The organism is Streptomyces sp. NBC_00443 (assembly GCF_036014175.1).
Lineage (GTDB): Bacteria > Actinomycetota > Actinomycetes > Streptomycetales > Streptomycetaceae > Streptomyces.
Genome location: NZ_CP107917.1, coordinates 9,133,885 through 9,158,881 on the forward strand (window position 1 = coordinate 9,133,885; position 24,997 = coordinate 9,158,881).

22 protein-coding genes and 2 pseudogenes are annotated in these 24,997 nt (G+C 71.2%); 17 read left to right on the forward strand and 7 right to left on the reverse strand.

What is annotated here, in order from left to right; all coding sequences use genetic code 11:
- The first annotated feature begins 15 nt into the window (after window positions 1-15).
- Window positions 16-2,082: a SpoIIE family protein phosphatase gene (locus OHO27_RS41640; RefSeq protein ID WP_328430088.1), complete on the forward strand. Its 2,067-nt coding sequence runs from the start codon at window positions 16-18 to the stop codon at window positions 2,080-2,082.
- A 55-nt stretch (window positions 2,083-2,137) separates the two neighbouring features.
- Here the strand turns inward: OHO27_RS41640 and OHO27_RS41645 are convergent, their stop codons facing one another.
- Entirely contained in the window at window positions 2,138-3,562 is a 1,425-nt protein-coding gene (locus tag OHO27_RS41645; RefSeq protein ID WP_328430089.1) for a Gfo/Idh/MocA family protein, read from the reverse strand.
- Between the two features lie 280 nt (window positions 3,563-3,842).
- Between OHO27_RS41645 and OHO27_RS41650 the strand changes: the two genes are divergently transcribed.
- Entirely contained in the window at window positions 3,843-4,721 is an 879-nt protein-coding gene (locus OHO27_RS41650) for an endonuclease/exonuclease/phosphatase family protein (RefSeq protein WP_328430090.1), read from the forward strand.
- A gap of 53 nt (window positions 4,722-4,774) precedes the next feature.
- Here the strand turns inward: OHO27_RS41650 and OHO27_RS41655 are convergent, their stop codons facing one another.
- Entirely contained in the window at window positions 4,775-5,152 is a 378-nt protein-coding gene (locus OHO27_RS41655) for a MerR family transcriptional regulator (RefSeq protein WP_328430091.1), read from the reverse strand.
- Window positions 5,153-5,268: 116 nt separating this feature from the next.
- Between OHO27_RS41655 and OHO27_RS41660 the strand changes: the two genes are divergently transcribed.
- Window positions 5,269-6,342, forward strand: coding sequence for an alkene reductase (locus OHO27_RS41660; RefSeq protein WP_328430092.1), 1,074 nt, complete (start codon window positions 5,269-5,271; stop codon window positions 6,340-6,342).
- A gap of 27 nt (window positions 6,343-6,369) precedes the next feature.
- Here OHO27_RS41660 and OHO27_RS41665 read toward each other — a convergent pair whose 3' ends face one another.
- Both OHO27_RS41665 and OHO27_RS41670 read right to left on the reverse strand, forming a co-directional pair.
- The gene (locus OHO27_RS41665) at window positions 6,370-6,543 is read right to left on the reverse strand and encodes a hypothetical protein (RefSeq protein ID WP_328430749.1); all 174 of its coding nucleotides are present in this window, start codon (window positions 6,541-6,543) and stop codon (window positions 6,370-6,372) included.
- A 34-nt stretch (window positions 6,544-6,577) separates the two neighbouring features.
- Window positions 6,578-7,505, reverse strand: a pseudogene (locus OHO27_RS41670) (FAD-dependent monooxygenase); the annotation flags it as partial.
- Window positions 7,506-7,687: 182 nt separating this feature from the next.
- On the opposite strand from OHO27_RS41670, the gene OHO27_RS41675 reads away from it, so the two are divergent.
- From OHO27_RS41675 to OHO27_RS41735, 13 genes and pseudogenes are all read left to right on the forward strand, one after another.
- Window positions 7,688-8,110: a PPOX class F420-dependent oxidoreductase gene (locus OHO27_RS41675; RefSeq protein WP_328430093.1), complete on the forward strand. Its 423-nt coding sequence runs from the start codon at window positions 7,688-7,690 to the stop codon at window positions 8,108-8,110.
- An 88-nt stretch (window positions 8,111-8,198) separates the two neighbouring features.
- Window positions 8,199-9,020, forward strand: a complete 822-nt coding sequence (locus OHO27_RS41680) for a MerR family transcriptional regulator (RefSeq protein WP_328430094.1) — start codon at window positions 8,199-8,201, stop codon at window positions 9,018-9,020.
- Window positions 9,017-10,021, forward strand: a complete 1,005-nt coding sequence (locus tag OHO27_RS41685) for a BtrH N-terminal domain-containing protein (RefSeq protein WP_328430095.1) — start codon at window positions 9,017-9,019, stop codon at window positions 10,019-10,021. The genes OHO27_RS41680 and OHO27_RS41685 overlap by 4 nt, the downstream gene beginning before the upstream one ends.
- A gap of 263 nt (window positions 10,022-10,284) precedes the next feature.
- Window positions 10,285-10,794, forward strand: a complete 510-nt coding sequence (locus OHO27_RS41690; RefSeq protein ID WP_328430096.1) for an SRPBCC family protein — start codon at window positions 10,285-10,287, stop codon at window positions 10,792-10,794.
- A complete protein-coding gene (locus OHO27_RS41695) occupies window positions 10,787-12,406 on the forward strand; it encodes a phytoene desaturase family protein (protein WP_328430097.1) in 1,620 nt (539 codons plus the stop codon). Before OHO27_RS41690 ends, OHO27_RS41695 begins: the two co-directional genes overlap by 8 nt.
- Window positions 12,407-12,423: 17 nt before the next feature.
- A complete protein-coding gene (locus OHO27_RS41700; RefSeq protein WP_328430098.1) occupies window positions 12,424-12,912 on the forward strand; it encodes an MSMEG_6728 family protein in 489 nt (162 codons plus the stop codon).
- Between the two features lie 66 nt (window positions 12,913-12,978).
- Entirely contained in the window at window positions 12,979-13,818 is an 840-nt protein-coding gene (locus OHO27_RS41705; protein ID WP_328430099.1) for an oxygenase MpaB family protein, read from the forward strand.
- A gap of 31 nt (window positions 13,819-13,849) precedes the next feature.
- A pseudogene (locus OHO27_RS41710) lies at window positions 13,850-14,244 on the forward strand (VOC family protein).
- Window positions 14,245-14,377: 133 nt separating this feature from the next.
- A complete protein-coding gene (locus OHO27_RS41715) occupies window positions 14,378-14,800 on the forward strand; it encodes a CBS domain-containing protein (protein WP_328430100.1) in 423 nt (140 codons plus the stop codon).
- Window positions 14,801-14,846: 46 nt separating this feature from the next.
- Window positions 14,847-15,068 (forward strand): DUF6480 family protein, encoded by a 222-nt coding sequence (locus OHO27_RS41720; RefSeq protein ID WP_328430101.1) that lies wholly within the window; start codon window positions 14,847-14,849, stop codon window positions 15,066-15,068.
- A 248-nt stretch (window positions 15,069-15,316) separates the two neighbouring features.
- Window positions 15,317-16,474 (forward strand): carboxylate-amine ligase, encoded by a 1,158-nt coding sequence (locus tag OHO27_RS41725; RefSeq protein WP_328430719.1) that lies wholly within the window; start codon window positions 15,317-15,319, stop codon window positions 16,472-16,474.
- Window positions 16,475-16,638: 164 nt separating this feature from the next.
- Window positions 16,639-18,426 carry an N-acetylglutaminylglutamine amidotransferase gene (locus tag OHO27_RS41730; RefSeq protein WP_328430102.1) on the forward strand — a complete coding sequence of 596 codons (1,788 nt, stop codon included), beginning with the start codon at window positions 16,639-16,641 and terminating at the stop codon, window positions 18,424-18,426.
- Window positions 18,423-20,624, forward strand: coding sequence for a S9 family peptidase (locus tag OHO27_RS41735; protein WP_328430103.1), 2,202 nt, complete (start codon window positions 18,423-18,425; stop codon window positions 20,622-20,624). The genes OHO27_RS41730 and OHO27_RS41735 overlap by 4 nt, the downstream gene beginning before the upstream one ends.
- A gap of 7 nt (window positions 20,625-20,631) precedes the next feature.
- On the opposite strand, the gene OHO27_RS41740 is transcribed toward OHO27_RS41735, so the two are convergent.
- Window positions 20,632-21,267, reverse strand: a complete 636-nt coding sequence (locus OHO27_RS41740) for a hypothetical protein (protein WP_328430104.1) — start codon at window positions 21,265-21,267, stop codon at window positions 20,632-20,634.
- Between the two features lie 215 nt (window positions 21,268-21,482).
- Here OHO27_RS41740 and OHO27_RS41745 point away from each other — a divergent pair, with 215 nt between their 5' ends.
- The gene (locus tag OHO27_RS41745; protein ID WP_328430105.1) at window positions 21,483-23,603 is read left to right on the forward strand and encodes a SpoIIE family protein phosphatase; all 2,121 of its coding nucleotides are present in this window, start codon (window positions 21,483-21,485) and stop codon (window positions 23,601-23,603) included.
- A gap of 44 nt (window positions 23,604-23,647) precedes the next feature.
- On the opposite strand, the gene OHO27_RS41750 is transcribed toward OHO27_RS41745, so the two are convergent.
- Both OHO27_RS41750 and OHO27_RS41755 read right to left on the reverse strand, forming a co-directional pair.
- The gene (locus tag OHO27_RS41750; RefSeq protein ID WP_328430106.1) at window positions 23,648-24,205 is read right to left on the reverse strand and encodes a hypothetical protein; all 558 of its coding nucleotides are present in this window, start codon (window positions 24,203-24,205) and stop codon (window positions 23,648-23,650) included.
- Window positions 24,206-24,352: 147 nt separating this feature from the next.
- Complete coding sequence (locus OHO27_RS41755; RefSeq protein ID WP_328430107.1) at window positions 24,353-24,910, reverse strand: Dps family protein; 558 nt, start codon at window positions 24,908-24,910, stop codon at window positions 24,353-24,355.
- Between the last annotated feature and the right edge of the window lie 87 nt (window positions 24,911-24,997).

Genomic DNA, 24,997 nt, shown 5'->3' on the forward strand with positions numbered 1-24,997 from the left:
GATCCCGGCGGGCGCGTGGACGAGGCACCCGCCTCGATGCTGGAGGCGCTGTTCACACAGTCCCCGATTGGGCTCCACCTCATTGACACGGACCTGCGGGTGCTGCGCGTCAACACCGCCACTCCTTTCTTGCGGAACCTGCACATGGGCGACCCCAGGGGGCGCCCGGTCAGTGAGGTCTACAGCTTCGTGGACGACGACGTGGAGGCGCTGCTGAGAGGAGTACTCGACACCGGGGTCCCCGTGCGCCAACGCATCGTCCGGGCGCATGCCGAGGGGGCTGCGCACGAGCGGAACTTCGAGGTCAGCGCGTTGCGTCTGGAAGGCTCGGAGCGGTCGGTGCTCGGGGTGGCGGTCACCGCCGTCGACGTCACCGAACGGGAGAGAGGCCTGGCCCGCACCAGGCTGCTCGACGTGGTGCGGGAGCGGGTGGGACGCACGATGGAGCCGGCCCTGATCGGTGAGGAACTCGCCGCTGCCGTGGTCCCCGCGTTCGCCGACGTCGCCGTCGTGGACGTGGTGGACGCCGTGCTCCGCGGCGATGATCCCCCACTCGCCCCGCCGCCCACCGGCACGCACGTCATACGCACTGCGTTCCGCAGCACAGGTACACCGCCGCAGTCTGCCCGTTCGGTGGGCGACGTCCGCCGCCTCGCCGGTCCGACACCCTTCACACAGGCCCTGACCGACCTGAGCGCGAGGGTGGTCCAGCTGAAACAGGACACCTCGTGGCTGGACGCCGATCCCGCACTCGCGGAGGCGATCCGGTCATCCGGAGCCCGTTCCCTCCTCGTGGTTCCCCTGACGCTGCGCGACGCCGCCCTCGGGATCGTGAGCCTGTACCGAACGGAGGACTCGCCGGCATTCGACGAGGACGACCGCGCGTTCGCGGTCGAGTTGGGCACCCACACCGCACTGTGCCTCGACAACGCCCGGCGCTACACACGTGAACACACCATCGCCGCCACGGTTCAGCGCCAACTACTGCCCCGCCGGCCCGAAGCCCACGCATGGCTGGAGACCGCCTACCTCTCCGTCACGGGTGCCGATCCCGGCGCCTGGTACGACACGACCACCCTGTCCAGTGCCCGCACGGCGATCGCTGTCGGCGAGGTGTCGGGACGCGGCGTCCACGCAGCGGCGATCATGGGACAGGTCCGTACAGCCGTACGCTCCCTGTCGGTGTTCGACCTCACCCCCGACGAACTGCTCGCCCGTCTGCACGACACGGCGGGGCGCCTTGCCGCTGAACAGGCCCACCTCCCGCTCGGTGATCCGCTGCGCCAGGAAGCGCTCACCGCCGACTGTGTGTACGCGGTCCACGACCCGTTGACCGGCACATGCACGATGGCGGCGGCCGGCCGGCTGGCCCCCTTGGTCGTACGTCCGGACGGGACGGTGTCCCTCTCCGGCACACCGGCCGGGCCCAGGCTGGGGAGTAAGGAGGGCGCGCCCTTCGCGGCCGTCGAGACCGACGTACCGGCCGGCAGCGTGCTGGTATTCGCCAGCGACCCGCTCCTCACTTCGTATCTCGCCGAATTCCCGGGCCCGTTGGCCGCGGTGTCCCAGTACGCCGATCGTCCGCTCCAGGAACTCGGCGATGCCCTCGTCTACGCTCTCCCGGCCGATCTGGGCGTCTACGACGCCGCGGTGATCGTCGCGCGCACCCGGGCGTTCCCCGCCGACCGCTGCGCCGCATGGGCGCTCGACCCCGAGCCGGCGGCCGTGGCCGACGCCCGGCGCCGTACACGCCGACAACTCGCCGCGTGGCACGTCGATGACGAGACCGCATACAACGTCCAGCTCATCGTCAGCGAACTCGTGACCAACGCCATCCGGTACGGCAGACCACCGATCGAACTGCGACTCATCCATGACCGCACCCTGACCTGCGAGATGCGTGACGCCGGCTCGGCCGCCCCACACCTGCGCCACGCCGGCACGGTCGACGAGGGCGGGCGAGGCCTGTTCATCATCGCGCAGTTGGCCCAGGCATGGGGGACCCGCTTCAGCACGCGGGGGAAGACGATCTGGGCCGAGCAGGCGCTGTCCGGCGACACCGGGTCCGACGGCTCGGGCTGATTCAGGGCTCTCAAGCCGCGCCGGCCGAAGGGGTCCGGCGTGGCGCGGCGTGGGGTCAGCCGACGGGTGGCATGTCCGTGGGGCTGGAGTCGAGTCCGGGGCGTTTGCCGGCCCAGGCGCCGCGGGTGAAGTCCGGGATCTCGACCGGGCGGCCGTTCCTCGCCAGGGACGCCGCGCTCAGCGGGACCGCCGAGCACCAGGCAGCCGAGTCGTACACGTCGATGTCGGGCACCAGCCCTGCGCGCATCAACTGGACGGTGCGCCACTGCAGGACGTAGTCCATGCCGCCGTGGCCGCCGTTGTTCGCGGCGTCGTCACCGACCTTCCGCCACAGCCAGTGGTCGTACTCCTTGCGGTAGTCGGCGAAGTCGCGCCAGGTGTGGCCGCCGTGATCCGGTTCGAGATAGACGCGCGCGCCGGTCGGCGCGGGCCCGGTGTAGTCCTCGACGATCCCCCGGCTGCCGGCGAGGCTGTTGATCCTGCTGTACGGCCGGGGTGAACTCACCTCGTGCTCGGCCCGGATGATCCTGCCCTTGTCGGTCTCGATGAGGCAGGTGACCAGGTCACCGTTGATGTAGGTCTCCTTCCAGGACGGGTGGTCGCGGGGGACGAAGCGTTCGCGGTAGTCGGCCAGTCCCTTCGGGGCGGTCGCGGTGGCGGCGAGGGTGGTCATCCGGTCGCCGCGGTTGATGTCCATGGCGGCCGCGATCGGGGCCAGCCCGTGCATCGGGTAGAGGGACGCGGTGCTGCGGGTGTGCCACAGGCGCCGCCAGGAGTCGGTGTAGTAGGTGTCGGAGAAGAGCAGTTCGCGCAGGTCGTGGAGGTAGCCGCCGTGGCCGTTGGTGATGTCGCCGAACAGGCCGGCGTGCGCCATGCTCAGCATGGCCAGTTCGTTGCGGCCGTAGCTGCAGTTCTCGGCGAGGAGCAGGTGCCTGCGGGTCCGCTCGGAGGTGTCGACCAGGTCCCACAGCTGGCGCAGTTCGGTCGCGACGGGGAGTTCCACCACCGCGTGCCTGCCGCTCAGCAGGGCGGCTCTGCCGTGCTCGTAGTGGAACTCCCAGGGCGTGGCGACGTACACCAGGTCGATGTCGTCGCGCCGGAGCATCCGGGCGTAGGAGTCGGCTGATCCGCCGTACTCGGCGGGGCGGGGCTCGCCCTTGCTCACCAGCCGGTCGGCGGCGCGGCGCGCGCGGTCGGCCCGGATGTCGCAGACGGCGGTCACGGTGCAGCCGGGCACGGCCGCCCATCCCTCGACCATGCCACTGCCGCGGTTGCCGAGTCCGATGACACCGACGCGGACGGTTCTGTGGGCCTCGAACGGCACGCCGATCATCGACTTCTGTCCGGGACGGCGGCGGGGCGCCTGCTCGGTCGCGGCGGCCGCGGCCGGAGCCGCGGCGGTCATCCCGACCGCGGCCGCGCCGGTGGCGACGGCTCCGCCCAGGAGCAGTCGGCGGGAGACAGCGGGTGTTTCGGACATGACGGCAACACTCCTCGCTGGGGTGGCTTGCATCACTGCCGGGGCACTGTGGCGACTGTGGGGACTGTCGGGGCATGACTCTGCGGGCTTCGACGGTTCATGTCAATACGTGCTCGATAGAGAGCAGTTCCGAGCAGGATCAAGCATTAGCGGGTGGTCGACGTACGCTCAACGTCGGCTTGGTGAAGGCGGATTCGTGCCCGGCGCCGGCGCGGGGGCAAGGGCCTGGTGAAGAGGCGGAAGCAGGTGCTGCTGACAACTCGGTCCCATAACCTCGTCTATGGAGACGTCAGATGCCGTGGGCATCCGGATCGGGGAGGCGATGGTGTTCGCAAGGGGCACGCGGTTGTTCGCGGGAGCCGTGATCGTCGCCTGCATGGTGCTCGTCGGCCCCAGTGCACCGAGCGGCGGCCTCTTCGCCAGGTCGCTGCCCGTCGAAGCCGTCAAGGACGTCGCACCGAACCGGGTCATGACGTGGAACATCTGCAACCCCTGCGAGGTGAGCAACGTTGACCGGGCTGCGGAGATCGCCGCGTACGCGCCCCAGGTCATCGGCCTGCAAGAAGCGTGCGTGCGGGACGTCGAGAGGATCCGGGAGTATCTGGAGAGCCTTCACGGACTGGTCTACCACGTGGAGTACGGGACCGTTCTCCGGAGTTGGGGCCGCTGTGGGGGAGTGCCGTGGAGTCCGGGGGCCTACGGCCAGGCGGTCCTCTCAGCGGCGCCGATGACGGACCGCGTCAACGTGGAGTACCCCGACGGAGGATCCGAGGACCGGGGCTACATGGCGGTCACCACCATGGTGGGCGGCCAACCTACCCGGGTCTTCAACACCCACCTCGCCCACCGACGTCAGGAAGGGGTCCGGGCGGCCCAGGTCGGTGTGCTGGCCGCAGAAGTCGATCGGCACGACCGCGCCATCGTGGTCGGCGACTTCAACGCTGTGCCCGACGCTCCCGAACTCACCCGGATGTGGGCCCTGGCCGCGGATGCAGACCCCCAGTGTCACCCCTCGCCCGTCGGTACCTGCCAGACGACCACGGACTGGCACAGCAAGTTCGACTACATCTTCCTGCGCGGCATCGACCCGCTCGAGCACCGTGTGCATCCCGGCCCGAACTCGGACCACCACCTGCAGTACGCCGACCTGGACGCGTAGGGGCCGTCTGCACCGCTCGATCGCGATACTCATCGCGGCCTCCCCTTCGGGGCTCAGCCCGTCGCGGCCGACTTCAGGCGCCTTCGGTGGGCCCGGTTCGTGGCCATCAACGTGTCCAGTGCCTCCCGGGTGCGGATGAGGTCCTCGATGTGCTCCGAGAGCCGGTCGCGCTCCTCGGCCATCCGTTCCAGCGCAGCGTCGGACGTCTCCTCGCTGGGCGAGTCGACGCAGGGGAGCAGTTCGGAGATGGTCCGGCTGGACAGGCCCGCGGCGTACATCCGCTGGAGGAACGTGACCCGCTCGACGTGGCCCTCCGTGTAGTGCCGCTGCCCGCTGGCGCTGCGGGCGCTCGTGAGCAGGCCCTGTTCCTCGTAGTAGCGCAGGGATCTGACGCTGACTCCGGCCCGCGCCGCGAGCTCACCGATACGCATGCCGCCCCTCTCCGTTGTGATCCGGAGCACAACCCTTGCCTCTGACGTCAATGTCAGGTTTTAGCGTAACCGACGTGCCCGGATCCGGGCGCGACGGATCACGAAGGAGACATGACGTGACGACCCTCTTCTCCGGCTACCGGCTCGGCACCCTGGCGCTGCCCAATCGCGTGGTGATGGCTCCGATGACACGTGTCCGGGCTGCTGAGGGCGGTCTGGCGACGCCGTCGATGGCGCGCTACTACGCCCAGCGGGCCACGGCCGGCCTGATCGTCACCGAGGGGGTGCAGCCGAGCCTGATCGGGCAGTCCAACCCCGGCACTCCGGGGCTGCACACCGACCAGCAGGTGGCCGCATGGCGCCCGGTGACCGACGCGGTGCACACCAACGGCGGCCGGATCTTCGCCCAGATCATGCACGGCGGACGTGTCTCGCACCCTGACACCAACGGTATGCAGCCCGTCGGCCCGTCCGCCGTCGCGGCTGTCGGCGAGGTGTTCACGCCCAACGGACCGCTGCCCGCGCCGGTTCCGCGCGCCCTGGACACGGCCGAGGTGCCCGAGCATGTCCAGTCGTACGCGGACGCCGCACGCCGTGCGGTCGACGCCGGTTTCGACGGTGTGGAACTCCACGGCGCCAACGGCTATCTGATCTCGCAGTTCCTCTCCTCCAACGCCAACCTGCGCACGGACCGTTACGGCGGCTCGGTGAGCAACCGGATCCGGTTCGCCGTCGAGACGGCCGCCGCGACCGCCGAGGCCATCGGCGCGGACCGCACCGGGATCCGACTCTCCCCCGAGGGCGCCTTCTGGGGCATCGAGGAGAGCGACGTAGCCGAGCTCTACACCGCGCTCCTGACCGAGCTGTCCCGGCTCGGCCTGGCCTACGTCCACCTCGAGGCCACCACCGACGAGGAGACGCTTCTCGGTCTGCGCCGGAGCTGGTCCGGCCCACTCGTCATGAACCCGGTGCTACCGATGGGCCCGAAGCAGACCGGCCATGCCGACGCCGACCACTGGCTGGGCCTCGGGGCAGACCTCATCAGCTTCGGCCGCGCCTTCATCGCCAACCCCGACCTGGTGGAGCGTCTGCGCACCGGTCTCCCGATCGCTCCCGCCGACGACGCCACGTACTTCCAGGGCGGCGACAACGGCTATCTCACGTACTCGGCGTACCAGCACTCGGCGTAGGGCCCAGGAACCGACGTCTGGCAGGACCTACGGCGTCGCCGCCTCCGCCGCCTTCTTCAGGGCGTCGAGCCAGGTGCTGGGCGAGTCGTCCAGCGCCGCGGCGAGGTTGTCCCGATCGGCGTCGACCGGAGCGCCGGCCCAGGACTCGGGGGTGCGGACCACGACGCGGTCGCCGTCCTCGGCGAAGGTCCACTCGTACACGCTGGTGATGCCGTGCGCGGGGTCCGCCCCACAGGTGGATATGCGCGGCGTCCCCGGCGACGAAGACCCGGCCGACGCCGTACCGGTCGACGAGGCGGTGACTGATGCGGAAGTCCGACGACCAGCGCAGGGCGGAGGCGGTGGTGGGCTGCGGGGCCAACCGGTCGAGGACCGCCTGGACGTGCTCGATGCGGGGCGCGCGTCCACCCCGCAGTCCGTGGGCCACCGTCTCCCGCGAGGGCAGCTCCACCGGTGCCCTCGCCACGCGCCGACAGCTCGTCAGGAACCAGCATCGACATGCGGTAGCGGCGATCGCCGGGCAGCGGGATGCAGACCAGGGCATCGTCGATGCGGCCCTCGGCGTCGTGGTGCATGGCCCGCACCCCGTAGCCCTGGGGCAGCCCCCAGTCCACCTCGACGTCGGCGAGCATGTACTCCTCCGCAAAAGCGCCCCCCTCGAAGGCGAGCCCGAGTTGCTTGCGGACGGTGCTGTGCGCGCCGTCGCAGCCGATCAGAAAGCGTGACCGCAGCTCCTGCTGGGCACCGGAGGCCGTGACGGTACGGCTGACGACCCCGTCCTCGTGCTGCGTGAACCCCACCGTTCGGTGCCCCGCTCGATCCCGGTACCGAAGCGGGCGAGATCCTCCTCGAGGATCCGCTCCGTCTCGTACTGGGGCAGGGCCGCGAGGACATACGGGACCTCGGGCGGCAACCGCAGCTCGATGCGGGCCTGCTCGACCCCGTCGGCGTACATCAGCTGTCCGCGCAGCGGCACGGCGACCTCCAGGGCGGCGCGCACCATGCCCATCCGGTCCCAGATCTCCTGTGTCCGCGGCTGTAGGCCCACCGCTTTGGCGTACGGCAGGCCGGCCCGGAAGCCTGTCGATGAGCCCCGCTAGAAGCGCCCCCTTCTGCCGTGCCTCCATCGTCCACCGTCGGCACGGGGCGGGCGAACTCAGCAGCGATCCGGCCCGCTGCCACGCACCGACAGACACTGATGCGCACCGAAGGCCGTGACACAGCGCCGTTGCTGCCGATCGGACCGGTCCGGCGTGAGCATTGCCGGGAAAGGGCACCCGATTGATCAAAGAGATGGTCCCGTGATCAAAGAGACGGTCCCGCCGAACGATCCAAGGAGCACCAGATGTCCAAGCCGCCGCTTCCCGCAGAGGCCGTGGAGTTGCTGCGCCGAGCCAACCCGTGCGTGATGGCGACCCTGCGTTCGGACGGCACACCGGTGTCCACTCCCACTTGGTACGTGTGGGACGACGGCCGCGTCCTGATCAGCCTCGACGAGGGCCGCGTCCGTCTGAAGCACCTGCGCCGCGACCCCCGCGTGACCCTCACCGTTCTCGACGGCGACGACTGGTACACGCACGTCACGCTGATCGGCCGCGTCGTCGAGACGCATGACGACGAGGGTCTGGAGGACATCGACCGTCTCGCCACGCACTACATCGGCAAGCCCTACCCCGACCGCGTCCGGGCCCGTGTGAGCGCCTGGATCGAGATCGACCGCTGGCACGGCTGGGGCGCGATGAAGGACAGCGACCAGGCCTCCAGCTGACAACCCGCGCGCAGAGAAGGGCGGCGGCGGCCCGGCCGTAGCCCCAAGGGGTGGACTCTCCCACGGTGGGAGGGTCCACCATGATGGCGTGCAGGACGAATTTCTCACCATCGGGCGCTTCGCCCGCCTGTGCCGGCTCAGCGTCAAGCAGCTGCGGCACTACGACGAGACGGGGCTGTTGGTCCCGGTCCACGTGGACGCCGGCACCGGCTATCGCTACTACGCGCCCGAACAGGCACGCGACGCCCTGACCGTCGCCCTGCTCCGCGACATGGACCTCCCGCTGGCCGTGATCGCCCGGACCCTCGCCGCCGAACCCGAGTCCAGGGCACGGATCCTGCGCGGCGAACGGGACCGGCTGGCCGAACGGATCAGCAGGGACCAGGCACGGCTGGCGATGCTGGAGCGGCTGGCGGAACGCGGCCTGCCCGGCTACGAGGTGACGATGAGTCAGGAACCGGAGCGGCGTCTGGCAGTCGTACGGGCGGTCTGCACCCCAGCGGAGATCGGGGACAAGGTCGCGGGGTGTGTGGCTCGGCTGCTGCCCGGGCTCGGCCGGGCCGGGATCGCCTGGGAGCCGCCGCTGTGGGCCCTGTACCCGCTGGATCTGCAAGAGCCCATGGAGATCGCCGTAGGAGTGCAGACGCCAGTGCAGACGCCGCCGGGGGAAGTGACGGCAGTCGTTGCGGACTTCGAGGTGCTGTCCGGCGGACCCGTGGCCGAGACCGTGCACGTCGGGCCGTACGCGCAGCTGCCCTTGGCCTACAACGCGCTCTTCGCCGCCATCCATGAGCGCGGGCTGCGCCCGAGAGCACCCGTACGCGAGGCCTACCTCGTCGGCCCGGCCGAGGCGCCGCCGGAAGAGCTGCTGACCCGGCTGGTCATCCCGATCCAGGAGAACGCGGCATGACAATGCTGGACATCGATGCCCGCGGGATGCGGCACTGCGAGACGACAGCTCTGGGAGTGCTGCTGCGCGACCAAGGGCACGATCTGTCCGAGCCCATGCTCTTCGGCCTCGGCTCGGGTCTGTCCTTCGTCTACTGGGACAGCAAGAAGATGACCTTCCCTTTCCTGGGAGGACGGGTGAAGCCCTTCGACCTCACCAGGAACCTGGCCGCGAGACTCGGGCTGGAACTCGTGGTGCGGGAGACCACCTCGCCCCGCAGGGCATGGGAGAACGTGGCAGCCCCCATCGACGCCGGTCACCCCGTCGGACTGCAGCTCGACAGCTTCCATCTGGACTACTTCGGGTCGAAGGTGCACTTCGGCGGGCATGTCGTCGCCATGTACGGCTACGACGACCACGACGCCTACCTGGTGGACACCGACCAGCAGGGCGGAGCGGTGACCACGAGCCTGACCAGCCTCGCGCAGGCAAGAGCCGCGCGCGGCCCGATGACCGCCAGGCACCGGTCCTTCACCCTCACCGCCCCGAGCAACCTGCCCTCCCCGCAGGTCCGGATCACAGCCGCCGTCACCGCCTGCGCCGACGCCTTCCTCGACCCGCCCATCGCCAACCTGGGCCACCGTGGCATCGAGAAGGCCGGCAAGCTGGTGCGCACATGGCTCCAGCGCACCGACGCCCCACAAAGGGACCTGCCCCAAGCCGCCCTCTTGATGGAGCAGGCCGGCACCGGCGGCGCCCTGTTCCGCAACCTCTACCGCGACTTCCTCGCCGAATGCGCCGGCCTGCTCGACAACGGCCACCTGCGCACCGGACACCGGCTGTACAGCGAGGCAGCCACGCTGTGGACGGAGGCCGCGGTGCTGATCAAGAAGGCCGGTGAATCAGGCGACGAACAGTGCCTCGCCCGGGCAGGGGCCGTCCTGCACGATCTGTCGCGCATCGAGCGCGAGGCCATGCAGTCCCTGAGCCGCCTGACCGTGCCGGCCGCGAGCAGAGGGTGATTGGAGGCTGGTACGAGGGAGTGAACAGATGCGCGGCCTGTCCGGGGTGGCAGTGGGCCCCGGGGAGAGCAAACGCCATGCTCGGTGACACCGACGCAGAGCAGCGCCCCATCGCCTACATCTCCCTGATGACGTGGTGTGCACCGTCCTCCTGATCCCCCCGCAGGACCTGATTGAGGTCGATGGAACCGGTTTGACCCGTGATGCGCGGGCACTCGGGCGTGGCCGACGGGCAATCCGGTCGAGGCTCCCTGGAGGTCTCCGTGGCCGTTCGCCACCGTCTGATCCAAGCCAGCCCGAGTGCTGTGTGGGCCGTCCTCGCCGACGGCAACCGATACGCGGAGTGGGTGGTGGGGACCTCGAGGTCCGATCCGCTCCGCGGACGGTGGCCGGAAACCGACGCGGCGATCCGCTACGAGGTCCGGATCGGCCCCGTCCGGCTGTACAACGAGACGGTTGTCCGCCGCTACGAGCCAGGAGTGTCCATGGAGCTGGAGGCTCACGCCGGCGCGCTGGGCACGGCAAGGATCGCGATCGAGCTGCGGCCGTGGGGCAGGAAGTGCCTGGTGCTCGTGGACGAGCATCCCCTTCAGGGAGCGGGCGGCCGGCTGCACAACGTCGGCTTCGAGGCGCTGATCCAACTGCGCCACCGGGCGATGCTCGCCCGCCTCGCCCGGCTCTGCGAGAGCGAGGCGCAAGACGCCCGCCGCGCCCCACGGAGGGCACCGGCAGCGTCGCCGGTGCCGGGCGCGGACGGAGCTGGCCGTGCCTGATGCCGTGGTGATCGGTGCCGGCCCCAACGGTCTGGTGGCCGCCAACGTGCTGGCGGACGCCGGATGGAGCGTCGAGGTGCTGGAGGAGCAGCCGGAGCCGGGTGGCGCGGTGCGCCACGACCGCGGCGTCGACCCGGACTTCGTCAACGACCTCTTCAGCTCCTTCTACCCGCTGGCAGCCGCCTCGCCGGTCCTGACCGCCCTGCGTCTGCAGGACTACGGGCTGCGGTGGAGCCACGCGCCCAGTGTGCTGGCGCATCCCCTCACCGACGGCAGCTGCGCCGTGCTGGACCGGGACGTCGGCACCACCGCCGCGTCCCTGGAGGCCTTCGCCCCGGGCGACGGAGCCGCGTGGGAGCGGCTGCACGACGTGTGGCAGCGCCTTCACCCCGACCTGCTGAACTCTCTGTTCACCCCGTTCCCGCCCGTGCGCTCGGCTGCGCGGCTGGCGCTGCGGCTGCGGGCCGCGGGCGGTCTGCGCATGGCACGCTCCCTGGTCCTGCCGGTGCGCCGGCTGGGGGAGGAGGAGTTCCGCGGCCACGGCGGTCGACTGCTGCTGGCGGGCAACGCCCTGCACGCCGACCTCGCCCCGGAGTCGGCCGGCAGCGGCGGCTTCGGCTGGCTGATGGCCATGCTGGGACAGACGTACGGCTTTCCCGTGCCCGTCGGCGGCTCGGGCGCCCTGACCCAGGCCCTGACCCTGCGCCTGAAGGCCCGCGGCGGGCGGGTGCGCTGCGGCCGGCGGGTCGAGCGGATCGTCGTGCGCGACGGGCGGGCCGTCGGGGTGCGCACAGCGGCCGGCGACGCGGTACAGGCACGACGGGCGGTACTGGCCGACGTGACGGTGCCCGCCCTGTACAGCGAACTCCTCGAACCCGAGCACGTGCCCGCACAGCTCCTGGACGACCTGCGACGCTTCCAGTGGGACTTCGCCACGTTCAAGGTGGACTGGGCGCTCGACGGCCCGGTGCCCTGGCAGGCGGAGCAGGCTTCCCGGGCCGGCACCGTCCATCTCGCCGACGGCATGGACGAACTCACCCGCTTCACCGCGCAGATCGCGATGAGGCAGGTCCCGGACCGTCCCTTCCTGCTGTTCGGCCAGATGACCACCGCCGACGCCTCGCGCTCCCCGCTGGGCACCGAATCCGCCTGGGCCTACACCCACGTGTCCCGCGAGATCGCCGCCGACGCCGCCGACGAGGGCATCACAGGCCGCTGGGACACCAAGGACCAGGAACTCATGGCCGATCGGGTCGAACGCCAGGTGGAACGCTTCGCGCCCGGCTTCCGCTCACTGATCCGCGCCCGCCGCATCCTGGCACCCCCCACCCTCGAAGCCCTCGACGCCAATCTGTGCGGCGGAGCCATCAACGGCGGCACGACCGCGATCCACCAGCAGTTCGTCTTCCGCCCCGTGCCCGGCACCGGACGTCCCGAGACCCCTGTCCCAGGCCTCTTCCTGGCCTCCGCCGGAGCCCACCCGGGCGGCGGCGTGCACGGCGCACCAGGAGCCAACGCCGCCCGCGCCGCCCTGCACCGCCACCGGCCACCCGGCCTCGCCCGCGCCCAACGCCTCCTGAGCCGACGCGACCGCACCGGAACCGCACGCTGACCCCACGCTGGTGACTGATGCAGACGTTCCTGCCCCACCCCGACTTCCGGCAGACCGCGCTGCTCCTGGACCGGCGCCGGCTGGGCAAGCAGCGGGTCGAGGCACTCCAGGTCCTGCGTGGTCTGACCGTCCCCGGCTACGGGTGGCGCCGGCACCCGGCCGTACGGATGTGGACCGGGTACGAGGAGGCCCTCGTCCGGTACGGCTTGGAGATCTGCCGGGTCTGGCGGGAGCAGGGACACCAGGACAGCTGCGCAGCCTCCCTCGTCGCCGGACTGGCCGCGCACCGGCCGGGCGCTGCAGTGCGCGACCAGGCGGAACTGGCCGCTGCCGGTGAGCTGCCGCCCTGGCTCGGAGACAAGGCGTTCCACGAAAGTCACCGTTCGGCACTGGTCCGCAAGGATCGCGACGTGTACGCCGTTCCGTTTCCCGGCGTCGCCGACGACCTGCCCTATGTGTGGCCGGCCTCGGACCGTGAACCCCGGTACGTGCCCACCGGCAGGTGAGGCCACGGCCATGACCGGTTCGGGTCGCAATCGCGGACACTGGGCAGCAGGAGAGGGAGGCCGACCGTGCTGACCTCAGTCCGTGAGCAACTGGGCCAGGCCCTGTTCCGCCGCGTCGCCGGCCCCGACGGTCCGGCGACGCGTGCCCGTATCCATGACACTCCCGGCCCGCGCTGGTTCGGACCCGACCGCCCGATCCGCACCGTCCACGGTGACGCCTCGATGTTCATCGGCGGACTGAGCGCACTGCTGCTGCAGTCCCTGCATCCGCTCGCCATGGCGGCAGTGGCGGGGCACTCCGGATACCGTGGCGACCCGTGGGGCCGACTGCAGCGCACCAGCGCCTTCCTGGCGGTGACGACCTACGGCACAGCTACGGACGCCCAGCGGGCCGTCGACCACGTCCGCGGCATCCACGAACGGATCCGCGGGACGACCGCCGAGGGCGTGCCCTACCACGCGGCTGATCCGCACCTGCTCGGCTGGGTGCATGCCGCCGAGACGGACAGCTTCCTGCGCTCCCACGAACGCTACGGAGCCCGCCCCTTGGACGCCGCCGCCTACGACGCCTACGTGGCCGACACCGCCCGCATAGCCGAGGCACTGGGGGTCATCGAGCCCCCACGCGACCGCCGCGAACTGGCCGAGCGGCTGTCCGTCTACCGGCCCGAACTGCGGGCCGGTCCCGAGGCCCGCGCCGCCGCCCGCTTCCTGCTCTTCCAGCCGCCGCTGCCCCTCCCGGTGCGTCCCTTCTACGGCGGGCTGGCCGCGAACGCCGTCGCCCTGCTCCCGCCCTGGGCCCGCGGCATGCTGTGGCTGCCCCGAGTCCCGGTGGTGGAGGACCTCGCCGTACGCCCCACCGGCCAGGCCCTGACCCGGACCATCCGCTGGGCCATGAACCGCTGATGGCCGCTTGCATCGGGGGTAGCAGCACTGCATGAAGCCTCAACCGCGTTTCACGCTGGCCGCGACCACCCTTGACGCCCCGGACGCTCATGAACTCGCACAGTTCTATCAGGACCTCCTCGGGTGGCCGGTGCGTAAGGAAGAACCGGGCTGGGTCGAGATCGCACCCCCGACGGCGGTGCCGGGCTGTCGTTTCAGACAGAGCCGCACTTCGCCGCACCGCAGTGGCCCTCCACCCGGTCCGACCAGCAGATGATGATGCATCTCGACCTTGAGGTGACCGACCTGCGGTCCGCCGTCGATCACGCTGTGGCGCTGGGGGCGACCGTGGCGGACGTCCAGCCCCAGGCTGACGTCCGCGTCCTGCGCGACCCGGCGGGGCACCCGTTCTGCCTCTTCGTCGGCACCGGCCCGTACGCGGCCTGACAGGCCGGGAGCCCGGTGCGTCCGCGGTCGCTGATGAGGGCCGGCGCGAACGTGCGAGCCGGGCCGTTCACGGGTACTCGGTCGCTGCACGGCGGTGAACGGCACCGCCCCGACTTCGCGGAGGGACGTCCCCATGACTCAGCATGTCCGCGACGTCATGACGACCGACCTGCTGACCGTTGAACCGCAGGCCTCGGTGCAGGCCGTGGCCCAGTTGATGCGCGACGAGAACATCGGCGCCGTACTGGTCACCGAGGGCGAGCGGCTGCGCGGGCTGGTCAGCGACCGTGACCTGGTGGTACGCGCGGTGGCCGAGGGCGGCGACCCCGGCCGCACGACCGTGGCCCAGGCGTGCAGCGAGGACCTCGTCACGGTCGGCCCCGACGACGACCTGATTCTCGCGGTGCAGGTGATGCGCGAGCATTCCGTCCGGCGGGTACCTGTCGTCGACCCGGAAAGTCACCCCGTGGGCATCGTCGCCATCGCCGACCTGGCCATCGAGCGTGATCCCGGCTCGGCTCTCGGCGACATCAGCGCTGCGCGCCCCAATCAGTGAACCTGCAACGTCCCATGGCCTGCCTGTGACCGAGAGGAGGCGCGCCATGACGAACCCTGAACCCGAGCCGACACGAAATCAAGGACACGCACCGGGCCGCGGCGTACCACCCGGTGAGACCCCGCCCGCCGAGGCGGACACCACGTCCGCCATCTCCTATCCCCAGGCCGAGCTGCGCAGGGGCTGGGGTCCCATGCCGATCGCCCTGATCATGCTGGTCGTGGTGCTGGTGGCCATCGGGCTGATCGCGATGGCGGTGGCTCTCTGATCGCGCGGCGCCGACGGGCAGCCGACGCCGACCGTCCTCCTCGTCGGCCCACTGTCCGTCGGTCCACTGCCCTGAGGCGGCGACCGCGTCTTCTTGAGCCCACGGATTCCGCACACTCGCTCGTTTGCGCGACATGCATCTCATACGCGCAGGCGGCAAGCTTACGTTTCCGGGGACTGGGAACTCAGAGCACACCACAAGCCGCCCCACCGCGGCAGGCGACGGGATCCGTAGGAGTGAACGTGAGCATGCCCATCGGAGTGGAGGAAGAGTTCCACGTCCTGGAGGTGGAGAGCGGACTGCTCGTACCGCAAGCCGACGCGATCCTGCGACGGCTTCCCGGAAGGACCTACACGACCGAACTGCATCCATGCACTGTGGAGTCCAACAGCTCAGTACACACGTCCCTGCACGACCTCCACGCCGACCTCACCGGCATGAGACGGCGCCTCGACGCGACAGCCTCCTCACTGGGGCTGGCCGTGGTGGCCGCCGGAACGGCCCCGCTGGCGCCAGCGGCCTCCGTGCGCCCCACAGCGGAGGCGCGCTACCGCCACATGACCGAGGAGTACCGCAAGGTCGCCGACGAGCAGCTCATCTGCGGCGCCCAGGTCCATGTGGACATACCCGACCGCGACACCGCCGTACGGGCCATGTGCGAGGTCTCGCCCTGGCTGCCGGTACTGCTGGCCCTCTCCGCAAGTTCGCCGTTCTGGCAGGCGTCCGACACGGGGTACGCGAGCTGGCGCACCCTGCTGTGGCAGCGCTGGCCCACCGCGGGGCCCGTCGGCTGCTTCCGGAACGCGGCCGAGTACGACGCTGCCGTGGAGGACTTCGTGCGGGCCGGGGTCATCAGCGACGCGGGGATGATCTACTACGACGTCCGCCCCTCGGCCCATCTGCCCACGCTGGAACTGCGCACATGTGACGCCTGTCCGCGCCCGGAGACCGTCGTACTGATCGCCGGACTGTTCCGTGCCCTGGTGACCGAGGCCTGCGAACGACTCAGTCGACGCGATGCCCCCGGGTGCGCGGGGCGGCACGAGTGGTTGCGGGGTGCGTCTTGGCGTGCCGCCCGGTCGGGGCTCGAAGGGACGCTGGTGGACCCCGAGACCCATGAGGAGGCACCCGCTCACGCGGTGGTGCGGAAGCTGCTCGTCCGGCTGCGGCCCGCGCTGGAGGCCCACGGGGACTGGCATACCGTCCGGGAGCTCACGGAGGCGGCCCTCGCAAGCGGAAGCGCTGCCCGGCGTATGCGCCGTGCGGCACAGGACGAGGACCTGCTGGGCTGTGTCGACATGCTGATCGCCGAGACCCGCGGCGGACACCGGCGCCGCAGGTCCCTACCGCTCGGCCGCAGCCCCGCCCGTGCCGTCGTCCTGGGCGGCCCGCCCACGGGCAGCTGACGTGCCGGTCCGCCCCAGCGGCGTACGGCGAAGTTCTCCTCCCCCGCTCAGAAAGGTCTCGTGATGTCTCGCTCCACCGCTCAGGCCCTCCTGACCGGCGCCCGCGAACCGGCACCACGCTGCAGGCGCGCCCATGCCGACGCGAGGAAGGGAGGCGGGACGCCATGTGCGGTCTGACCGGCGAGGTCCGCTTCGACGGCCGGCGAGCCGACCTGGCAGCCGTCGAACGCATGGCAGACCGGCGCGCCGCCCGTGGACCCGACGGGCAGGGCACCTGGGCGCGGGGCCCGGTCGCGCTGGGACACCGGCGACTGAAGATCATCGACCTCTCGGACCGCGGAGCCCAGCCGATGACCGACGCCCGTGGGGAGGAGGTCACCGGCGTCTTCAACGGCTGCGTGTACAACCATCCGGAGCTGCGCGAAGAGCTGCGCCGCCTCGGGCACCGATTCGAGTCGACATCGGACACGGAGGTCGTGCTCAAGGCCTACCAGCAGTGGGGCACCGCCTGCGTCGAGCACTTCCTCGGCATGTTCGCCTTCGCGCTCGTCGAGCACCGGACCGGCCGTGTCGTCCTCGCCAGGGACCGGCTCGGAATCAAGCCCCTGTACCTGGCGCGGACACCGGGCCGGCTGAGGTTCGCCTCGACGCTGCCCGCCCTCCTCGCCGCCGGTGACGTGGACACCTCGCTCGATCCGGTCGCCGTCCACCAGTACCTGAGCTGGCACGCCACCGTCGCGGCGCCGCGCACCGTCCTCAACGGGGTGCACAAGCTCCCGCCCGCCACCGTGCGGGTCGTCGAACCGGACGGCACACATCGGGATCACCGCTACTGGCAGCCGTCGTACACACGCCGGGCCGAGTACGCCGGCATGGGCGCGGACGAATGGCGCGACGCGGTGCTGGACGCGCTCCGTACGGCCGTGCGCCGCAGGATGGTGTCCGACGTGGAGGTCGGTGTCCTGCTCTCCGGCGGCCTCGACTCCAGTCTGATCGTCGCGTTGCTGGCCGACGAGGGCCTGCACGACCTGATGACCTTCAGCGTCGGGTTCGAGACGGAGGGCGGCGAGAAGGGCGACGAGTTCCGCTACTCGGACTTGGTCGCCCGCGAGTTCGACACCGACCACCGGCAGCTGATGGTGCCCTCCGACCGGGTCTCCATGGCTCTGGACGGGGCGGTCGCGGCGATGAGCGAGCCGATGATCAGCCACGACGTGGTCGCCTTCTACCTGCTGTCCGAGCAGGTGTCCAAGGAAGTCAAGGTCGTGCAGAGCGGCCAGGGCGCCGACGAGGTCTTCGCCGGCTACCACTGGTACCCGAAGCTGGCGGAGGTCTCCCGCGAGGACGAACCGGAGCGGTACGTTGCGACGTACTTCGATCGGCCGCATACCGACCTCGCCAGGGTCCTGCGGCCGGACATGCTGCCGTCCGACGACGTATCGGGCAGCTTCGTCCGCAGTCACATGGCCGTACCGGGGGCCGAGACCGCGCTCGACGCGGCTCTCCGGCTGGACACGCACGTCATGCTCGTCGACGACCCCGTCAAGCGGGTCGACAACATGACCATGGCCTGGGGCCTGGAGGCACGGGTTCCGTTCCTCGACCACGAGCTGGTCGAGTTGGCGGCGGCCTGTCCACCGGAGCTGAAACTGGCCGACGGCGGCAAGGGCGTGCTGAAGGAGGCGGGCCGCAAGCTCCTGCCTCACGAGGTCGTCGACCGGCCCAAGGGCTACTTCCCCGTGCCGGCCATCCGGCACATGGCGGGCCCGGTCCTGGAACGCGTACGTGAAGCGCTCGAGGCACCGGAGGCGAAGCAACGCGGCCTGTTCCAGGAGTCGTACGTGACCGAGCTCCTCGCGGCGCCCGACGAGCACCGGACCAACCGGGGTGCGAACGCCCTGTGGCAGATAGCTTTGCTGGAGATATGGCTGCAGACCCACGGAATCAAGTGACCGACGACGGGGGCATGCGGGTGGCGCACGGCCCGGCGCCCGTGTTCGCGCGTCACGGGTCACTCCCTTCGGCCACCGTGCAGCCCCCGGACACCCGGACGGGGGACGTGCGCGGTACCGCCCGCGCCGCTGCTCCGGCACCGGTGCCGTTGCCCGAGGCGGGCGGCCCCCGAGACGCCGTGACCCGGCTGCGCGCCCACGGCTGCTGGTATCCCTCGGCCAACGCCGACGGCACCGAGGTGGCCTTCATCTGCGACCGGGGCGGCGTCCCCCAGCTGTGGTCCGGCTCCGTCGACAGCGACGAGGTGCGGCTGCTCGACTCCTCACCGGATCCCGTGAAAGAGGTGTTGTGGTCGCCGAACGGACAGTGGATCGCGTACACCACCGCGCCGGGCGGCGGTGAGCACACCCGGGTCCTGTGCGTACGCCCCGACGGCACCGGCCGACGTCTCCTGGCAGGGGCCGACCCCGCCAGTTCCGCCTATCTGGGCTGCTGGTCCCACGACGGCTCGTCCGTCGCCGTCACGTTCGCGGCCCCGGCCGCCCCGCAGTACGGGATCACCACAGCGAACGTCGTGACCGCCCCGGACCTTGCTGATGGCCGCCTTACCGACTGGGCGGACCGCGGCGGTCGCGCGACACTCCTGGGTCCAGCCGCGTACGACGGGGCTCGAGGAGAGGAGCGGAACGGAACGCCGACCGATGCCCGGGCTCCGGCGGCGCCGACGGTACGTGCCGACGGCGGCCTGTCCGTCTACCTGATCGACCCCGACGGTCTGGTTTCCCCCGCCCTGCTGACCACGGAGACCCACGCCGCGTCCCTCCGCGTGTGCGATCTCAGCCGCGACGGCAGCCTCGCGCTGCTGCGCCGCGGGCCGCGCGGACGCAGGGAGGCGGTCGTCCGACGCACCGCCGACTCGGAGAGCACCTTCGCGATGCCGGTCGCCGACGGCGACCCCTGGATCGGCCGGTTCTCTCCCGACGGCCGGACACTGTGGCTGCGCAGCAACGCCGACCGGGAGTACGCGGGGCTCCTCGCGGTCGCTCTGGATGCCGACGGCGGCCCGCGCGGTGTGTCCCTCGTGGCCGAACGCGAGGGCGTCGACCTCGAACTCCTGACCTTCGCGCACGACGGCCGCACCGCCGCGCTGTCGTGGAACGTCCAGGGCGCGAGCGCGCTGGAACTCGTCGAGACCCACCCGACCCGAAAGCCCCCGGACGAGACGGGCCCGGCACGGCCCGTACCCCTGCCCCACGAGGTCGCCACACGCGTGACGGCCGCCGGCGCCGGGGGCCTGCTGCTCGCGCTGTCCGGGTCGCAACGCCGACCGGGCCTCTGGCGGGCCCACGAGGGCGTGTCCATGCTGCGCACCGCGTGGTCCTCCCAGGACGAGGACGCCGTCCCGCCGGGCCGCCCACCGGTACGCCCCGTCCCCTTGCGCCTCACGGCCAGGGACGGGCTGCCCCTGAGCGGTTGGTACTACAGGGCGCCGGGCCGTGCACGGGACGAACCGGCTCCCTGTGTGATCCACCTGCACGGCGGTCCCGAAGAACAGGAGCGGCCGGTGTTCAACCCGCTCTACCACGAGCTGGTCGGCCGTGGCCTGGACGTCTTCGCCCCGGACGTCCGAGGCTCCCTGGGGCACGGCCGGTCGTTCGTCGACGCCGACCTGGGCGCCGGGCGCTTCGCCGCGTTCGACGATGTCGCCGACTGCGCGGCCCACGCGGTCATGGCAGGCCCCGCCGATCCGACGCGGCTGGCGGTCATGGGCCGCTCGTACGGCGGCTATCTGACGTTCGCCTCCGTCGTATGGCACCCGGATCTGTTCCGCACCGCGGTCGCCGTCTGCGGCATGTCGGACTTCCTCACCTTCTTCGCCGGGACGGAGCCCTGGATCGCGGAATCGGCCGCTCACAAGTACGGCCACCCGGACCGCGACCGCGAGCTCCTGCGCAGCCTGTCGCCGATGAGCCGTATCGACGCACTGCGGGTCCCGCTGCTCGCGGTCCATGGCGAACACGACACCAATGTGCCGCTGGGGGAGTCCCAGCAGTTCGTGCGCGCCGCGCAGGAACACGGCATCGAAGCCGAGCTGCTGACGCTGCGCGACGAGGGCCACGACTTCCTGCGCGCGGACAACCGGCGACTGTTCCGCCGGGTCGCGGCGGACTGGCTGGAAGGCCACCTCCACGTGTGAACCGGCCTCATTCGGGACCCAGCTCCACCGTGGTCGTGACCCGCGTGACCGCGGGCTTGGCCGGCACAGAACCGAACCCGAAGCGCACCGGCGGTTCGACGGGCGCCAGCTCACCGAGGTCGTGGCCCTCCACAGCGGCCGACAGTGCGGAGACCGGACGCAGATCCCGTGCGCCGTACCACTCGCGGCGGCCCGCACCGGCGCTGCCCCGTGTCCGCACGCCGGGCAGGAGCACACCGGCAGGCCGATCCGTCAGCGCGCTCCATGCCGGACTGCGGGCGAGAAGACCGGGGACGGCGCACAACAAGAGCCCCAGCGCCCCTCGTCGACCCGTGGTGAAGCACAGGTCGACAGGCCCCGCCGTGACGGTCCAGATGCCGTCGGCCACGCGTACATCGACTGGGGCGATGCGGACGGTGTCGAAGGTGTAGGTGCCGCTGATGAAGCCGGCCGTCTCCGGCGTGGGCGCGCACAGGAGCCGTTCCCCGTCGGCCCGCTCCAGCATCACGTCGCTGAACCGTCCGAACGGTGACCCCTGCCAGTGCCCGAGCACGATCCGCGTTCCGGAGGACGTGCCCAGACCGGCGATCCAGCCGTCGAAGCGCAGCCGCGACCTCCGGGCTCCGCCGAGGATCCGGCTCATCGGCTGGTCACCGGCGCCCGCATTCCGTACGCCACCACAGCCTGCGAGTCCCCGCACAGGGCCACCGGAAACGGACGGCACAGACGGCCACGGGCGGCCCTGCAGGTGCCCCCGCCGGACCGTGTGCCGACAGCTCCGCATGGGCGTAGCGTCCTTATAAGGCGAGCGCGGGTGAGTGCGGCGTCCGAATGCCGCCCCCGAGGGGAGCAGTCGGGATGACCGGTCCGGGTGATCCGTCGCGGGACGACGGTGCACTGGATGCCGCGTTCGCGGAAACGGTGCGCCGAACCGGTGCGTCCATCGGCGCGCTGTACCTGCTCGCACCGGACCGGCGGCTGCTGTGTCTGGATGTGCTGTGCGGCGTGCCGGTCGAGTTCGCGGCACCGTGGGCCAGGGTTCCGCTCGGCTCCCCGGCGCCCGTGGCCGACGCCGTCCGTGAGGACCGCCTGGTGTGGGTCGGCAGCCAGGACGAGATGGTTCGCCGCTACCCGCGCACCGCGCTGGTGCTTCCGTACCCGTTGGCGCTGGTCGCCGCACCGGTCACCGGCGTGCGGCCCAGGGGATCCCTGCTGCTGATGTGGCCCGCCACACGCCCGCCGTACATGACCCGACGGGAGCGGGGCAACATCACGTCCAGTTGTCGACGGCTGGCCCGGCTGCTGGAAGAGGCCGCCGAGAAGGCCGGTTCCCCCGCCCGCCGCGAACAGCCACGGGTCGTCCCCGCCGGAACCGGTCGCCGATCCGCGAGCACCGATCCGGCCGTGGCCGACTTCGTCGAGCGTCTGCCCGGCGGAAGCTGCGCCCTGGACCTGGAGGGACGCTTCACCTATGTCAGCTCCGGTGCCTGCGAGCTGCTGGGCTGCGAGGCCGGCCGGCTGCTGGGCACACGGCCCTGGCAGTCCCTGCGCTGGCTCGACGACCCCACCTACGAGGACGCCTACCGCGCCGCGCTGATCAGCCGGGAACCCGTTTCGTTCACCGCGTGCCGTCCGCCGGACCAATGGCTGGACATCCACCTGTACCCGGACGCGAGCGGCATCAGCGTCCGCATCGTGCCCGCCGGTGGGCCCGAGCCGCCCTCACCGGCGCCGCGCCGGTCCACGCGCACCGCCACGCCGGCCCGCGGCGGTCAGCTGTACCAACTCACCCACCTCGCCGCCGCGCTGACCGAAGTCGTCGGCGTCCAGGACGTCGTCGACCTCGTCGCCGACCAGATCATGCCCGCCTACGGTGCCCAGGGGCTGGTCATGTCCACGGCCGAGGCCGGCCGACTGCGGATCACCGGTCACCGCGGTTACGCCGCCGACACCATCAGGCGCCTCGACGGCCTCCCCCTCGACACCGACTTCACCCCGGCCGGCAAGGCCCTGAGCAGCGGCATCCCCGCGTTCTTCGCCAGCGTGGAGGAGATGCGGCGGGACTACCCGGAGGCACCGCTGATCAGCGGCAAGCAGGCCTGGGCGTTCCTGCCACTGATCATCTCCGGTAGGCCCGTCGGTGTGTGCATCCTGTCCTACGACAGCCCTCACGATTTCCCCGCCGAGGAACGCGCCGTCATGACCTCCCTCGCCGGGCTCATCGCCCAGGCCTTCGACCGCGCCCGTCTCTACGACATCAAGCACGAGCTCGCCCACGGCCTCCAGCAGGCGCTGCTCCCGCGCAGCCTGCCCGCCATCGCCGGCCTGCGTGTCGCCGCCCGCTATCTGCCCGCCACCCGCGGCATGGAGATCGGCGGGGACTTCTACGATCTGATCCGGCTCGGCGACACCGCGGCCGCAGCCGTCATCGGCGACGTCCAGGGCCACAATGTCGCAGCCGCGGCCCTGATGGGTCAGGTACGCACCGGTGTCCACGCCCACGCGACCCTCGGCACGCCCCCCGACCAGGTCCTGGACCGGATCAACCGGGTCCTCACCGACCTCGCCCCCGACCTGTTCACCAGCTGCCTCTACGCCCACCTCGACTTCGCCCGCGCCCGCGTGACCCTCGCCAGTGCCGGGCACCCGCCACCCCTTCTGCGCCGCCCCGACGGGGACACGCGACCCGTCGCCGTCCCGCCTGGGCCGCTGCTCGGCATCGACCCCGACGCCGTCTTCCCCGTGACGGGGATCCCGCTCACCGCCGGGACGCTGCTCGCCTTCTACACCGACGGCCTCGTCGAAACACCGGGAACCGACCTGGACGACTCCATCGCCCAGCTCGCGCACCATCTCGCCGCCGCCGACGACCGAGACCTGGACAGGCTCATCGACACGTTGCTGAGGGAGGCCGCCACCAGCGCGCAGCGCACCGACGACATCGCACTGCTTGTCCTGCAGCACGAGGCGCACCACTGACGACCAGGGGCGACAGCGCATGCCGACCGCCCCGGCCGACCTCCTCAGGGACGCTCGTCGGAGAGGCCAGGTTCGTCGTGGTGTGCGGAGGCCTCCGCGACCCGCTTGAGCCCCGATGACGTGGCCGGGTCCCCGACCTTTGCGGGTTCGTCGTGCACGGGGCCCGCAGTACGGTCGTGATGGAAGTGGGAGGAAGCCAGCTTGTTGCCGGGGCCGTGGGGCTCCGGATGGGCGCCCGAGGCTTCCGTCGGCGCAGGGCCGGCCCCGGCCGCAGAGCGCTGCCCGCCGTCCTGCGTTGCACCGGCCCCGGCGGTCGGGGCCGTCTCCTCCTGCCCGCCCTGTCGCGGACGCGGCTGGGTCAGCCAGGCGACGGCCGCGCCGGTGACGGCGAGGGGCCACTCCACCACCCCGGCCACGCCGAGCACTCCCGCTCCGGTGTAGACCGCGATCCGGCGGCCACGAGGAGACACCGCTCCGATCCGGTCCAGGGCACTGCCGGCGACCTTGCTCACCTGCTCAGCCCCGGGCAGACGCCGGAGCCCGGAGCCGACGACCCGCAACGGAAACGTCAGAACCGACGGACTCGTACTGACCTGGCTCATCTCGAACTCCCTCCGCAGGTCTCCAAGGGTCTTCGCCCCGGGTTTCCACTCTCACACCGCCTATCCGGCGTTCAGGAGGTTTGTGCGAATGACGGCCTGACCAGGCACTCTCAGTGCTCGCTCCGCTGCCTCAGACCCCCCGGCCGGTCAGCCCTTGGCGGCCTTGGCGCCGTCCTGCTCGTTGTCGGCACGAGCCGTCGACAGCGTGCCACCGGAACTCTCGAGGTGGGCCCGGACGAACCACTGGAACTGCTCGAGATCCCGCAACTGTTCGATGAGCAGGTCCTCCGTCGCCGGGTCGATCTCCCCGACGACCTTGATCGCGGCGCGCACGTCCTCGATCACGCCCGTGTAGACGACGTCCAGAGCCCCGAGGTGCGCGATGGCGTCCTCACGGCCGATCGAGTAGTCGTCCCACGTCCGCTCACTGACCAGAGAGCCCGGCGTGCCCTGCGCGACTCCGCCGAGCGCGGCGATGCGCTCGGCCACGTCGTCGGCCATGTCGCGCACCCGGTCGACCTGAGGGTCGACCATCTGGTGCACGGCGATGAAGTGCGGGCCCACCACGTTCCAGTGGACGTGCTTCAGCGTCAGGTGGAGGTCGTTGAGGGCGTGCAACCGCAGTCGGAGGACGTCGATGATCCGACCGGCCGCCGCGCGCTCGATGCCCGGCACCGTGTACTTGGGCGTGAGATCCCTTGCCATGTCCGCAACTCCTTCTCCATAGCGTGAAGTCGGAGTTCAGGTGCCCTGCTTTCGCGATCACAGACCTGTGATCTGGCTTTCACTCAC